Annotated in this window: 11 protein-coding genes and 1 pseudogene; 3 read left to right on the plus strand and 9 right to left on the minus strand. The window is 64.3% G+C overall.

Features of this window, described 5'->3' with window-relative positions; all coding sequences use genetic code 11:
• Nucleotides 1–20: 20 nt before the first annotated feature.
• Nucleotides 21–2519 carry an RNA helicase gene (locus tag CXY70_RS14740; RefSeq protein ID WP_104193079.1) on the minus strand — a complete coding sequence of 833 codons (2499 nt, stop codon included), beginning with the start codon at nucleotides 2517–2519 and terminating at the stop codon, nucleotides 21–23.
• Between the two features lie 111 nt (nucleotides 2520–2630).
• Between CXY70_RS14740 and CXY70_RS14745 the strand changes: the two genes are divergently transcribed.
• Complete coding sequence (locus CXY70_RS14745) at nucleotides 2631–4250, plus strand: molybdopterin-dependent oxidoreductase (protein WP_104193080.1); 1620 nt, start codon at nucleotides 2631–2633, stop codon at nucleotides 4248–4250.
• A gap of 267 nt (nucleotides 4251–4517) precedes the next feature.
• Here CXY70_RS14745 and CXY70_RS14750 read toward each other — a convergent pair whose 3' ends face one another.
• The 6 genes and pseudogenes from CXY70_RS14750 to CXY70_RS14775 form a co-directional block, all read right to left on the minus strand.
• Nucleotides 4518–5471 (minus strand): ferritin-like domain-containing protein, encoded by a 954-nt coding sequence (locus tag CXY70_RS14750; protein ID WP_104193081.1) that lies wholly within the window; start codon nucleotides 5469–5471, stop codon nucleotides 4518–4520.
• A gap of 217 nt (nucleotides 5472–5688) precedes the next feature.
• The gene (gene tatC, locus CXY70_RS14755) at nucleotides 5689–6444 is read right to left on the minus strand and encodes a twin-arginine translocase subunit TatC (protein WP_104193207.1); all 756 of its coding nucleotides are present in this window, start codon (nucleotides 6442–6444) and stop codon (nucleotides 5689–5691) included.
• Between the two features lie 48 nt (nucleotides 6445–6492).
• Complete coding sequence (gene tatA / locus CXY70_RS14760) at nucleotides 6493–6774, minus strand: twin-arginine translocase TatA/TatE family subunit (protein ID WP_104193082.1); 282 nt, start codon at nucleotides 6772–6774, stop codon at nucleotides 6493–6495.
• Nucleotides 6775–6903: 129 nt separating this feature from the next.
• On the minus strand, nucleotides 6904–7260 hold the full coding sequence (locus CXY70_RS14765) for a (2Fe-2S)-binding protein (RefSeq protein WP_104193083.1): 357 nt from the start codon (nucleotides 7258–7260) through the stop codon (nucleotides 6904–6906).
• Between the two features lie 2 nt (nucleotides 7261–7262).
• Nucleotides 7263–7487 (minus strand): hypothetical protein, encoded by a 225-nt coding sequence (locus tag CXY70_RS14770; protein ID WP_104193084.1) that lies wholly within the window; start codon nucleotides 7485–7487, stop codon nucleotides 7263–7265.
• A 7-nt stretch (nucleotides 7488–7494) separates the two neighbouring features.
• Nucleotides 7495–8911: pseudogene (locus CXY70_RS14775) on the minus strand (MFS transporter).
• A 270-nt stretch (nucleotides 8912–9181) separates the two neighbouring features.
• Here CXY70_RS14775 and CXY70_RS14780 point away from each other — a divergent pair.
• A complete protein-coding gene (locus CXY70_RS14780; protein WP_104193085.1) occupies nucleotides 9182–9988 on the plus strand; it encodes an RNase H family protein in 807 nt (268 codons plus the stop codon).
• 66 nt (nucleotides 9989–10054) lie between these two features.
• Here the strand turns inward: CXY70_RS14780 and CXY70_RS14785 are convergent, their stop codons facing one another.
• Nucleotides 10055–11293, minus strand: coding sequence for an exonuclease domain-containing protein (locus CXY70_RS14785; protein WP_104193086.1), 1239 nt, complete (start codon nucleotides 11291–11293; stop codon nucleotides 10055–10057).
• A gap of 117 nt (nucleotides 11294–11410) precedes the next feature.
• Nucleotides 11411–12871, minus strand: a complete 1461-nt coding sequence (locus tag CXY70_RS14790; RefSeq protein ID WP_104193087.1) for a sugar porter family MFS transporter — start codon at nucleotides 12869–12871, stop codon at nucleotides 11411–11413.
• A 287-nt stretch (nucleotides 12872–13158) separates the two neighbouring features.
• Between CXY70_RS14790 and CXY70_RS14795 the strand changes: the two genes are divergently transcribed.
• Nucleotides 13159–14064, plus strand: coding sequence for an oxygenase MpaB family protein (locus CXY70_RS14795; RefSeq protein ID WP_104193088.1), 906 nt, complete (start codon nucleotides 13159–13161; stop codon nucleotides 14062–14064).
• The last annotated feature ends 46 nt before the right edge of the window (nucleotides 14065–14110 follow it).

The following is a 14110-nucleotide window of genomic DNA, read 5'->3' on the forward strand; positions in this document are numbered from 1 at the left end:
ATCTCGACGGGCGCTCGACGCTACAACCGATTGACACCGGTCACGCGCACGACCGCCGCGCCGAGGTCATCGGAGTCGGCGAGGTTCACGCTCGCGCTGATCCCCCAGTCGTGGTCACCGGCCGGGTCGTCGATAATCTGGCGCACGGTCCACTCCTTTGCGCCCTCCTCGATAATGAGCAGCTCAGAACTGCGCGCGTTACCGCCGGTGAGCACCTCATCGTGCTCGGCGAAGTAGCCGTCCATCGCTTCGGCCCAGACATCGGTGGAGTAGCCGTGCTCCCGGTCGAGCTCACCCAGTTCGTCGTAGTGCTCCAGCGCGGCGAGCTGCACCCGGCGGAACAGCTCGTTGCGCACCAGGATACGAAAAGCCCGTGCGTTGGTACTGAGTCGACGCGGCGGCGGAGGCAGAATCGTGTGGGCTCCCGCTTCGTGCGCGGCGAGATCGGGGTGCAGCAATTCTTCCCACTCGTCGAGCAGGCTCGAGTCCACCTGGCGTACGAGCTCCCCGAGCCATTCGATCAGGTCGAGCAGGTCTTCGTTCTTCGCCTCGTCGGGAATGGTCTGCCGGGCAGCCCGATACGCGTCCGACAGGTAGCGCAGCACGACGCCCTCGCTGCGGGCGAGCTTGTAGAACGCGATGAACTCACCAAACGACATGGCCCGCTCGTACATATCGCGCACGACGGATTTGGGCTTCAGTTCAAAGTCGGCGATCCACGGCTGGGAAGCCTTATAGGTGTCGAAGGTGTAGTTCAGCAATTCTTCGAGTGGCTTGGGGTGCGTGATCTCCTCGAGCAGCGCCATCCGCTCGTCGTATTCGATGCCCTCACGCTTCATCGCGTTCACGGCCTCACCGCGGGCGGCGAATTGCTGCCCCATGAGCACCGGCCGCGGGTCATCGAGGGTCGACTCCAGAATCGAAATCATGTCGAGCGAGTAGGTAGGCGCTTCGGGGTCGAGCAGCTCGAAGGCGGCCAGCGCAAACGGCGACAGCGGCTGGTTCAGCGCAAAGTTTGCCTGCAAGTCGACGGTCAAACGGATGCTGCCGCTCGCGCCCTGCTCTACGATTCCGGCTTCGCGCAGGGTCTTGTAAATGCCGAGAGCCCGCCTGGCCAATACCAGCTGGCGCTTCCACGGCTCGTGGTTGTCGAAGACGAGTTCGTGCACGTGGGCGAAGGCATCGCCGCCGCGTCCGATCACGTTGATGAGCATCGCCGCGGTCATCTGCATGCTCGACGAGAGGGTTTCGGGTTCGGCGTCGACCAGTCGGCGAAAGCTGGGTTCACCCCAGGACACGAAGCCGTCCGGCGCCTTCTTGCGCACGATTTTGCGCTTCTTTTTCGGGTCATCACCGGCCTTCTCGATGGCCTTGAGATTGTCACTCTCGTGCTCGGGCGCCTGAATCACCACGGTGCCGGCAGTGTCGTAGCCGGCCCGCCCGGCCCGGCCCGCAATTTGGTGGAACTCGCGCACGTTCACCTGACGCATTTTCACGCCGTCGTACTTGGTGAGGGCCGTGAACAGCACGGTGCGAATGGGAACGTTGATACCAACGCCGAGGGTGTCAGTGCCGCAGATTACCCGCAGGTAGCCGCGCTGGGCGAGCTGCTCCACCAGCCGGCGGTATTTCGGCAGCATGCCGGCATGGTGCACGCCGATTCCCATGCGGATGAGCCGGGACAGGGTTTTGCCGAAACTGGTGGTGAACCGAAACTCGCCGATCAACTCGGCAATAACGTCACGCTGCTCCCGGGAGGCCACCTTCGCGCTCGCGAGGGCCTGAGCGCGTTCGAGGGCGGCCGCCTGGGAAAAGTGCACGATATAGACAGGCGCTTTATCGGTGTGCAGCAGTTCTTCGACCGTTTCGTGTACCGGGGTCTGCTCGTAGTAATAGCTGAGCGGAACCGGGCGCTCCACCCCGGTGACAACGGCGGTGGCCCGCCCGGTACGCCGGGTCAGGTCATCGCTGATGAATTTCACGTCGCCGAGTGTGGCTGACATGAGAATGAACTGCACCCGCGGCAACAGCAGCAGGGGAACCTGCCAGGCCCAGCCGCGCTCCGGGTCCCCGTAGAAATGGAATTCATCCATCACGACGAGGTCGACTTCGGTGTCTTCGCCGTTTCGCAGCGCGAGGTTGGCGAGAATCTCGGCGGTGCAGCAGATGATCGGGGCATCGGCGTTGACGCTCGAGTCGCCGGTCATCATGCCAACGTTCTCAGCCCCGAAGGTTTCGACCAGCGAGAAGAACTTCTCACTCACGAGGGCCTTGATCGGCGCTGTATAGAAGCTGCGTTTACCGGCCGAGAGCGCCGCGAAATGGGCTCCGACGGCCACGAGCGATTTGCCGGTTCCGGTTGGTGTGCTCAGGATGAGGTTCGCCCCCGAGACAATCTCGATGACCGCTTCCTCTTGCGCCGGGTAGAGGGAAAGGCCCTGTTCGGTCGCCCAGGCTTCGAACGCCTCGAAGAGAACGTCGGGGTCGGTTTCATTTTCGAGGCGCGCAAGCAGAGACATAGTCCCTCAAGACTGCACTACCGCGCGGTCAAGATGTGACGGATGTCTGACGAAACCCGCCGGGGCCGCCGACCGGCGGGTAATCACAGCCGCCCGTTCTAGTCTGGCAACATGGTCTACGTCTCTCCTGACACCGCTGCGATTGCTACGCCACACCCTGCCCGGGCACTCTGGCGCCCGGCGGCCGCCGGTGTAGCCGCCGCCCTGGCCGGCCTCGGCGTGGCCGAGCTGACCGCGGCCTGGATAGCCCCGGGCGCGAGCCCGGTACTGACGGTCGGCGCCCTCATCATCGACATCGTTCCGGCCGCCGTCAAGGACCTCGTTATCGGCTTGTTCGGCACCGCCGACAAGATCGTGCTGATCGTGACCATCGTGTTCGTGCTGCTCCTGGCCGCCGGCCTCGCTGGCATTGTCGAAAATCGGCGCCCGCCATTCGGCCGCCTGCTGGTCGTGGTCATCGGCGCGATCGCCCTGTTCGCAGCGCTGTCCCGTTCGAGCGCCTCGACCCTCGACGCAGTCCCAGCCGTCGTTGCCATGGGTGTCGCGGCGATCGCGCTGACCGTTCTCACGACCAGGCTGCCGGTCGATCGCCGCACCGGGCACGCCGCGACGGCATCGCCACCGGAACAGGTACCGGCACGCCCCGAAGGGAGTGGCGCCGACCGTCGCCGCTTCCTCGTCTACACCGGAATCACCGCGGGCATCGGCGTGCTCGCCTTGGCCGGCGGACAGTTCAGTGCCGCGGCCACCCGTGCAGCGGATGCCGCGCGCGCGCTGTTCACGCTGCCTCGGCCATCCGTTCGCGCCGCCGCCATTCCGGCCGGGGCGAGCCTCGACGTGGCCGGAATCACCCCGTTGATCACTCCGAACGCCGACTTCTACCGCATCGATACCGCCCTGAGCGTGCCGCGCATCGACCCGACCACCTGGCGACTGAAGATCACCGGCATGGTCGAGAATGAGGTCGAGATCGACTTCGCCGAGCTGCTCGCCCTGCCGCTCGAAGAAAGCACGACCACCCTGGCCTGCGTGTCGAACTACGTCGGCGGCGACCTGATCGGCAACGCCACCTGGCTGGGCTACCCGATCCGCAAGCTGCTGGCGCGGGCGAAACCCACGCGCGATGCCGATATGGTGCTCTCGACCAGCCAGGACGGCTTCACCGCCGGCACGCCGATCGGGGCGCTCACCGACGGCCGCAACGCCATCCTCGCCGTCGGTATGAACGGCGAACCGCTCCCCCTCGAACACGGCTATCCGGTGCGCATGGTCGTGCCCGGCCTGTACGGCTACGTCTCGGCGACGAAATGGGTCGTCGAACTTAAACTCACCCGGTTTGACCAGGAGCAGGGCTACTGGACTCCGCGCGGTTGGTCAGCCGAAGGACCGGTCAAGCTCTCCTCCCGCATCGATGTGCCCCGCCAGGGAACCTCGGTATCCGCCGGGTCGATCGTCATTGCCGGTGTGGCCTGGTCGCAGCAGGTGGGGATCAGCGCGGTCGCCGTGCAGATCGATGACGGCCCGTGGCAGAACGCGACTCTCGCTGACGCGATCTCGGTCGACACCTGGCGACAGTGGGCCTACACCTGGGACAACGCGAGCGCCGGCGACCACACCGTCTCGGTGCGGGCAACGGATGCCGCGGGCCTCGTGCAAACTTCGGCCACCGCCGATGTCGCCCCCAACGGTGCCACCGGACTGCACGAAATTTCGGTGTCTGTCTCGGGGTGACCCGCTGGGCAAAAGCTGAAACATGCGCCCCGCCACCAATCCGGCGCCCGCCCCATATATTCGGAGGCAGGCACCACATCGGGCGCAGGTGCTGCCACGCAGGAGAGCCGGGCAGGACCTCGATACGCGGTGGTTACGCCACGGCGGGGGAGTTCTGGTGTGACCCGCACTCCCCCGCCCGGCGGAGTGCGGGAGCTGCGCCTCTGCGCGGGAGGTACAACTCCCGCGCAGCGACGTTACTCCCGCGCCAGGTGACGCCGGTGTTCCCTAGCCGTTGGCGCCACTGGTGTTGATGACACCGTTCACACCCGCCGGGAAGAACCCGCCCGACTTCACCGGCGCCGCATTGAGGTAGGCGATGTTGAGCACCTGGGCGGCACTGCGGCTGTAGACCAGGCCGTTGGCGTCGGTCGGAACCAGGTTCGCCTTCGACGCGTTGCCAATGCCCTGGTCAAGGTCGGTCGGGCCATCGACGGCGTCACGCAAATCGGAGATCGCCTGCGCGGTCGTGTACACCGAGGGAAGTGCGATGCCGAGCGCGTACAGCGTGCTGCGGATGACACCGGCGTGATACGCCTCGACCGCGAGAATCCCGGCGGCCGCTTCGAGGAATGTCTTGTTCGTGATCAGCGGCGCGGCGCCCTTATACGCGGTGACTCCGACATCCTCGAAGATGAACGCCCCAAAGAGGAAGTTCGCCTCGTTGGCGTACACGTCGAATTTCTGGCCCGGCTTGACCAGGCCGGCCGCCAGGGCAGCAGCCGTGAAGCTCGCGTCGAGGTTGATCTTCGGGCGAGACACCGCCACGCTGCCCAGGGCGGACCTCAGGAAGGCCACGTGGGCTTTCTCGTCGGCAGCGATTTCATCGGCGTACTTCTTGATGATTGCGGTCTTGAAGTGCACCATGCGCCCGCCGGTCACACCGCCACGCGTGCCCGTTCCGGTTGTCAGGCTTTCGGGTAGCCCGCGGCCGGTCGTTGCCCGCAGGTAGAACTCGGCCTCGAGGTATTCGAGGTTGAGGGCGAAGTTCAAAATGGCCGCGTCGCTCGGTGCCTCTGCCGGGCCGGTGGATTCGGCAGCCAGCGCCGGGCCGCCGGTGGCGAGCACTGCTGCTCCGACACCGAAGCCAGCCACGCCCGCCGCACGAAGAAAGTTTCGGCGATCCGAAGAATTCTCCGCACTGCGATTGATGGCATTGGTAATAAATCCCTGATCAAACATCCTGGTTCTCCTGACGGTAAGTGAACGTGCCGGGTGTGCCTCAGTAACATCGGTAACGTACCCTCGCAAATCCATTTCGTGTGAGGGTGGACAAAAACTGTAATCAAACGATAAGAAAAATCCTCACTTTTGTGCATGGGCCCGTGCCTAATTTGTTTTGAGCGCGCCGAACCTGGGTGCAGTTTCGGTGGCATCACCGAGTCGGACCGAGTGCAGGTTAGAGCAGCAGACCGTCCGCGCCGACTCGCGGCACCCGGCGGGCGACCCGGCGGTCGTGCAGCACTGCAATTCCGTACGCGGCAAAATAGAGCACCACCATCGGCACGGCGAGCAGGAACATGGACACGACGTCGGCCGCCGGCGTCGCAATGGCCGTGAATAAAACGATCACCAGGATGGCCAGACGCCAGGATTTGATAATAGAGCTGGCACTGACCACCCCGGCAAAGTTCAACAACACAATAAATACCGGCAGTACAAACGCGATCCCGATGGCGATCATCAGTTTGAGCACGAAGTCGAAGTAGTTTCCCGCATTAATCAGCGCGGCATCCTGCTGGGGCGCAAAACTCGTCATGAGTTCAACAACGTGCGGCAACACATACCAGCCGGACGCGCACCCGATCAGAAACAGCGGTACGGCGGAAAAAAAGAACCCGAAGGTGTACTGCTTCTCTTTGCGCGTCAGGCCGGGCATCAGAAAAGCAAAGATCTGATAGAGCCACATCGGGCTCGAGACGATCAGTCCGACGTAGAAGGAGATGCGTAGTTTAAGATCAAAGGCGCTCGTGATATCCGGGTAATTAATCTGGGCGTTGCGGTTTTGGGCACGCACGATGGCATAAATCGGCTCGCGCAGACCATCCCAGACGAAGCCGGAAAGCAGCCAGCCGGCAATGGCACCGACGAGGATGCCCGCAGCGGCGAGAAAGAGTCGCTTGCGAAGCTCAAGCAGGTGCTGCCCAAGCGACATCTTTTTCTTGGCGGGCGCGGTACGCACGCCCTCCACCACCACGATTGCCTAGGCTTTCGGGTTCGGCGTGCCGCTCGGATCGGCGCGAGGACTGTCGGCGCGAGCACTGTCAGCGCGAGGACTGTCGGCGCGAGCGCTGTCGGCGCGAGGACTGTCGGCCGAACTAACCGGTGTGCCGTCGTCGGTGCGTTCCGGGGTGATCTCGCTCTTGAAAATCTTCATGGACTGACCGAGGCTGCGGGCGAGCCCCGGCAGTTTCGGTGCGCCGAACAAGAGCAGGATCACGACGAGAATAATTAGGAAATGCCATCCGGTCAGGTTGCTCAGCATGCGAATTCTCCCTCTAGTGAGTCGGTCGTGCAGCAGTGTAACGGTCTCACCGGAGATAAAACCGGGTAAATCTCATCATTTTCTTCGCCTGTAAGATCTTCCCTCTGCAAGGTGACAGAATTCACGCTGTCAGGGCGTCGACCCGACGGTTGCGAAGCGTTCGAGAACCTCGCCGATGCGCATTTTGCACCCGCCGCATCCGGTGCCAGCTCGAGTGGCCGCACCGATAGAGGCGACACTCGTGTCGCCGGCTTCGACCGCATCGGCAATGGCACCCCCAGTGACGCCGTTGCACCAGCACACCGTTGCGCCCGGGTCGAAGGCGCCGTTAATCGAAGGCTCATAGTCCGGCCCGTCGTAGCGCAGCAGCACCGACCGGTCCGCCGGTAATTCGCTGCCGCGCTCGAACAGTAGCGTCAGCTCGGCGGCGGTGCGCGGCATACCGACACAGACGAAGCCCGTAAGAAATCCCTCGCGGGTAAGCATTTTCACATAGCGGCCGTGTTCGGGTACACGAGCAGTTCGGCGGAGGTCCAACCCTTCTTGCACAAGCCCCCACGGTTGGTCGGAAATGACCGGCCTGCAACTGTCAGTGAGGCGGCCGGCGAGGCCGATGCGGCGGCATCCGCTTCAACCGACGTCGTTTCCACGGGACTGAGGTCCATGGCGCACTGCAGTGCGCAGTACGGGCAGTGCGTGGCGGTGGCAGTCAACGGGCGCCTAGATCTTCTGGCCGGCCGCGGACGAACCACGGCGCAGGTAGACGAAGGCAGTGACACACATCATGACGACGTAAGCGATGGCGAAGGCGTAGATCGCGCTCGAGTAGTCGCCGGTGGTGGTCTTGGAGAAGCCGAGCACCTGCGGGATGATGAACCCGCCGTAGGCACCGACGGCCGAGATGAGTCCGAGGGCAGCGGCAGTTTTGCGCTGCGTACCCACGTCGCCCGAGTTCTGGTGGGCGTCTTTCACGCCGCTCCGCGCCGAGAACACGCTGGGAATCATGCGGTACGTCGAGCCGTTGCCGATTCCAGTGGCGACGAAGATCAGCAGGAAGCAGCCGAGAAATGCCCAGAAGTTGCCGAGTGGAAGCACCGAGACGACCGCGAGGGCTCCGACTGCCATGACGCCGAAGGCGGCGACGGTGACGGATGCCCCGCCAAAGCGGTCGGCTAGGCGTCCGCCGGCCGGGCGGGCCAGCGACCCGACGAGCGCGCCGATGAAGGCGAGGGAGAGCGAGGCCGACGCCACCTGGAAAGTGGAGTACACCGGGAACTGGTCGGCGATGAGCTTGGGGAACACGCTCGCGAAGCCGATGAAAGAGCCGAAGGTACCGATGTAGAGCACGGCGAGAATCCAGAAGTGCGGTTCTTTCACCGCGGCGATCGATCCGGCGAAGTCGGCCTTAGTGTTGGTGAGGTTGCCCATGTACATCCAGGCACCCCACATGGCAACCAGGATGAAAGGGATCCAGAACCAACCGGCGAAGCTAATGTTCAAGGTTCGCACGGCGCCGAGGGTGATCACGATCGGCACGATGAGCTGGGCCATGGAAGCGCCGAGGTTGCCACCGGCGGCGTTCAGGCCGAGCGCATAACCCTTCTGGCCCTGCGGGTAGAAGTAGGTGATGTTCGACATCGAGCTGGCGAAGTTGCAACCCCCGAAGCCGGCGAGAGCCGCGACGAACAGCATGACGCCGAACGGGGTGTCGGGGTTGCCGACGCAGAAGCCGAGGGCGATCGACGGGATCAGCAGCAGTCCGGCCGAGATGATGGTCCAGTTGCGGCCACCGAATTTGGGCACCATGAAGGTGTAGGAAAAGCGCAGGGTGGCGCCGACGAGGCTCGGCATGGAGATGAGCCAGAACACCTCGGTGGTGGAGAAGGAAGGAGAAGCCTGCCGCCGGCAGCGACACGACAACGATGCTCCACAGCTGCCAGATGATGAAGCCGAGGAACTCGGCGAAGATCGACCATTTCAGGTTGCGGGAGGCGATGACTTTGCCGCCCTGCTCCCACTGTTTCTTATTCTCGGGGTTCCAATTGTCGATCCACCGACCGGGACGGTGTACCAGCACCGCGTCGTCGATCGTGGATGCGGCGTGGCCGAATGCTGATCCAACTGTGCTGGATGTCATTGAAGTCCCCTTCGGGATTGGAATGAAATGGCGGGCAACGGTCTGCAGGGAGCCGGGCGGCCTTCCTGCTCCGACGTTAGCCAGCGCGTGTTTCCGGCAACGTTGGTACCCGTTACCTTTCGATCACCAGATGATCACACGCCGTTCGGGGGTTGATGGGGCGCTGTTACACGACGGACACAATCGGCCCTGAGGCCCGACAGTACGGGTAGCGGATGCGGGGAGTGGCAGACTGGTAGGCCCGCGCATCCGCTGTTTGAAAGGCCCCACATGACAATCACCGCCGCTGCCGACGGTTCTGCCCTCGGGAACCCAGGCCCAGCCGGCTGGGCCTGGTACGTCGACGACTCCTGCTGGGCCGCTGGTGGCTGGAAGCACGCCACCAACAACCAGGGCGAGTTGAAGGCCGTGCTCGAGCTATTTCGTGCCACCGCGCACATTGACGACGATCTGCTCGTGCTGTGCGATAGCCAGTACGTGATCAACTCGGTGACCAAGTGGATGAAGGGCTGGAAGGCCAAGGGCTGGCGCAAGGGCGACGGCAAACCGGTGATGAATCTCGACCTGCTCAAGGAGATCGACGAGGCCATCGCCGGGCGTCGGTACCGATTTGAATGGGTGAAGGGGCACGTTGGGCATCCGCTCAACGAGGCGGCCGACGAGCGCGCGCGCGGCGCGGCAGAGGCTTTCCAGCGTGGCCGGTCGGCACCGGCCGGGCCCGGTTTTACCGCGCTGCAGTCAAAGACCCAACCGGTAGGACAGGCGCGCGCTGCAGCCTCCGGCGGGCTGCGCACCTTGGGCTCGTCGACTGCGCCGGCCCTGACCACTGGCCGAACCACGGAGCGGGCGGTTGCCTTTGCGCACGACGAACTGTTCTCGCTCGACGATATCGGCGAGGATGCCGGCGAGGATCACCGCGACCGTATCGATCCGCACGGCCCCGACGCCATGCGCAGCGGGGGCGAAATGCACCGGGTGACGCTGTCACTCAGCGCCGAGGAGCATGGGCGTCTGGTGTCGCGGTCAGCGGACCGCGGCGAGTCCATCGAGGAGTATCTGCGCGGCCTGATCATCTAGCCGGCGCTGCGCAACCGTCCGTTCGCCCACCCGTGTCGATGTCCCAGCGATGCGCCGCCCGGCGGGTTAGCGCACCCCGATGAGAGAGCGCAGGCCGAATTCGGAGACGATCGGAATGCCGTAGTCGCGGGCCTTACCGGTTTTGCCGGTGATCGACGCGGGGTCGGCAGCGACGAGCAGACGAGTGCGCAGGGTGACCGCCGTGCCCAGAGACAGCCCCCGAGCGACCAGTTCTCGGCCCCAGTCGGAGCGGGCCCTGGCCATGTCGCCGGTCAGTACGACAATGTCGCCCTGTTCCAGCAACACAGTGTCGATCGAGGCGATCGGCAGCGCAACCACCGATGGGGGCGCAGCCAGCGCGGCGGCGACGATTGTCGGAGCCACATCGAGCATGCGGGCGACGGCGATCAGGTCGGCAGAATGCGCGATGCTGAGAGCGCCGTTCGACCAGGCAACCTGCACGAGGTCCTGAAAATAGCGGCGATGCAGATCGATGCTCTCGGTGACGGCGATGCCGCTGAATTCGGCCAGGACCCGAAGTTCTCGGGCTTCCTGAGGCGAGAGAACATGATCGAGCAGGCACAAATCGAGCAGGGCAAGGTAGTCGAGGTGTTGTTCGGGGCCGGTGTGGTCGGGGAGTTTCACGGCCGCCCGGGCCAGGAAGCTCGGTGCCGTTGCCGCGTCGTCGGGCGTTACCGGGTCACGCTGTACCCACTCTGCGTCGGTGATAGCGGCGATTCTCGGCCAGGCGGATCGCTCGGCGCGGTCCAGAGCGTCGATCCACGGTGCGACGCTGGGCGAACCGTGCACGTAGGCGGCGAGAAGGCTCGCGCAGGCCACGGCTTGAACCAGGGCACCCGGTCCGGGCTCGATTTCGATGTCATAGGCGGCACAGCAATCGACCAGCAGCCGACCAGCCCCGGGCAGATAGGTGCGGGCCAGGTGCATGGTGCAAACGGCCTCAAGCCCGCGGCCGGGAGCATAACCAATCAGCTCGAACTCGCGCATGAGGAATCCGGTCACGAACTGCGCGTTGTGCGTCACCAATACCCGGCCACGCAGCAGGTCGATCAGGCGCGGCGCAATCTGCTCGAACGTCGGCGCGCGCAGGAGTTCGGCCGTGCTGATGCCGTGGTTCACTACGTCCCCGGCATTGCTTCCCGGGTTCACAACGGATTGCCAGCGTTCAGCAATGCGACCACCCTCGTCGAGGTGCACCACAGCGACCTCGACGACCCGATCCCGTTGATACGGGAACAGTCCGGTAGTTTTCAAACTTATAACGGCGTATCCACGTTCGGGCATGGTCACACTCCACAATCTTGTCCTGTGAAGTTATCCGCAAACCGGTCACATCGCGATAACCCGTTCGGGGGCTTGTGGCTCTCGCCGCGCACTGTCTAGGTGCGAAAGCTTTAACGCCTAGTTGACGGGCGCGGCTTTCCGTGCCGAGTTCTTCGGCGGCAGCAGGGTGTCGGCTTCCTCCAGCGACATTCCGTTGGTTTCAGGCACCTTGCTCAGCACGAACCAGAATGACAGCCCGGCGAACAGGGCGTACATGCCGTAGGTGATAGGCAGGGAGGCGTCCGCCATCGGCGGAAAGCTGACCGTGATCAAGAAGTTCGCGATCCATTGGGCGGCTGCAGCCAGCCCGAGGGCCTTGGCGCGAATCGAGTTGGGGAACATCTCGCCGAGGAGCACCCATACCACTGGGCCCCAGGAAGCTCCGAATGAGATCACAAACAGGTTTGCGGCAACAAGCGCGATCGGAGCCCAGGCACCCGGCAGGCTGAGCGCGCCGTCGACCGTGACCGACTGGCTGAACGCCACCGCCATCGTTGCCAGCGACACCGTCATGCCGATGGAGCCGGCCAACAGGATCGGTCGTCGGCCGATCCGGTCGACCAGAGCGATCGCGACCAGGGTGACCAGGATATTGGTGACCGAGGTGATCACCGAGATGGTCAGCGAGTTGGATTCCTCGAAGCCGACCGCGCTCCAGAGGGTGGTCGAATAATAGAAGATCACGTTGATGCCGACGAACTGCTGGAACACCGACAGGATGATGCCAACCCAGACGATCGGCTTGAGACCGAAGGCACTGCCACGCAGAGACCCCGATTTCTGTGAACGCGCATCGACCTCGATCGAGCGACGCATGTCGCGGATCTCCCGGTCGACGTCGCCGCTCGGCCAGAGCCGGGTGAACACGGCGCGGGCATCCGCTTCTTTGTCTTTGAGAATAAGGAAACGCGGGGATTCCGGAAGGACGAACGCGATGCCGCCGTAAACAACGGCCGGCACGGCACCGACGAGGAACATCCAGCGCCAGGCTTCCAGCCCGAACCAGAACTCGCCGGCTGCTCCGCCCGCACTCTCGGCGAACATGGCGTCGGAAAGCAGCGCGGTGAAGATGCCGAGCGTGATCGCAAGCTGTTGAAGGGAGCCTAGTCGTCCGCGCATCTGCCGCGGCGAAATTTCGGCGATATAAGCCGGTGCGACAACGGATGCGAGGCCGATACCGAGCCCGCCGATGATTCGCCAGATGATCAGGTCGACCACGCCGAAAGCGAAACCTGAACCGATCGAGCTGACCAGAAAGACCACGCCGCCGACCACCATCATGGGGATGCGTCCGTAGCGGTCGGCGAAGCGGCCCCCGAAGAACGCACCGGCCGCAGCGCCGAGCAGCGCGCAGGCCACCGCGAAACCGGTGAGGGTGGCGTTCAGCCCGAATTCCTGCTGCACAGCGTTGACGGCCCCATTGATGACCGAGGAGTCGAACCCGAAGAGGAATCCGCCGAGGGCACCAGCGACGGCCAGCGCGATGACTTTTCTGTTCGATCCGGGTGCCAGGTCAGTCGACTTCGTGGACGCGTTCATCGTGCTGGGTATCGATTGCTCACCTGACTAGCCTACGTCGGGTGTCAGCGGATGCCGCGCCGAGCAGCGAAATAAACGGGTGTGCGTCAGCCCGAACCGGCGTGCAACCCGCGCAACACCAGCATTCGCGGCAGCGGTCAGGGAATTGATCATCCTTTCGGGCGTCGCGAACGGCGCTCTCCCAGACCTGGCCAGGTGGGGCCTCCGCTCGTCGTCCGCGACAACGACCCGCGGGCACAGCAGCGGCTTACGGCGGGTATCCAGCGAGGCGGGGCTAGCATCCGAAGATGGGTAGATTCACAGACAGCTGGCGCTCGCACCTTTTAGTGACCCTCTCGGGCAACAGCGAGGGGCGGCCCAAGTGGGTCAGTCAGATAGCCACGGGGGATGACGTTGGCTTCTTCGGCCCGGGAAGCGCGGCCTGGACCGTGCACGGCGGCATGGCAACCATGGTCGCCGGCATTCGCGCGCTGCTCATGCAGACCCTGCACCCGGGCGCCATGGCCGGCGTGCACGACTGGTCGCGGTACCACGAAGACCCGCTCGGTCGCCTCTCCGGCACGATCCAGTGGCTCATCACGGTGACCTTCGCCGACACCGTCGTCGCCGAGCGGGAATCGGGACGGGTCGCGCACTTTCACGACCGTGTGACCGGCACCTATCTTGATGCGCGGGGTGAGGAACGGCCCTATGCCGCTGATGATCCCGAGCTTCTGTCGTGGGTGCACGTCGTCTTCACCGACGCGTTCCTGCAATCCCACCTCCTCTGGGGCGGGGCTATTCCCGGCGGCGCCGACCGCTACGTCGACGAATGGGCGATCGCCGGCGAACTCGTCGGCGTGCAGGATGCCCCGCACTCAGCGGCCGAACTAGCCGCGCAGCTGGAGGCTTTTCGCAGCGCCGGAACACTCAAGAGCGACGCCCGCGTGGCCGAAGCGGTGCGCTTCATCCGCTACCCGCCGCTCAGCCGCGGAATGCTGCCGTTCTACCGCATCATGTTCGCCGGCGCCGTGGCATCGATCCCGCGCGAGTATCGCGACATGCTCGGCCTGAAACGATCCCTGTTGCCAACTATTTGGAGTACCCGACTGGTGCTCGGTGTCGTGCGTTCTCTGCTTGGCCCCTCGTCGACCTCGGAGGATGCCGCCCGGGCTCGGCTCGCGCGCATCGCCGCAACGGGTGAACGCGGCTAACCTGCCTTACAGCGACCGTTCGCGTCGACGTTCCAGCCCAGCGTGC

This window comes from Cryobacterium sp. Y82 (assembly GCF_002929495.1).
GTDB classification, from domain to species: domain Bacteria; phylum Actinomycetota; class Actinomycetes; order Actinomycetales; family Microbacteriaceae; genus Cryobacterium; species Cryobacterium serini.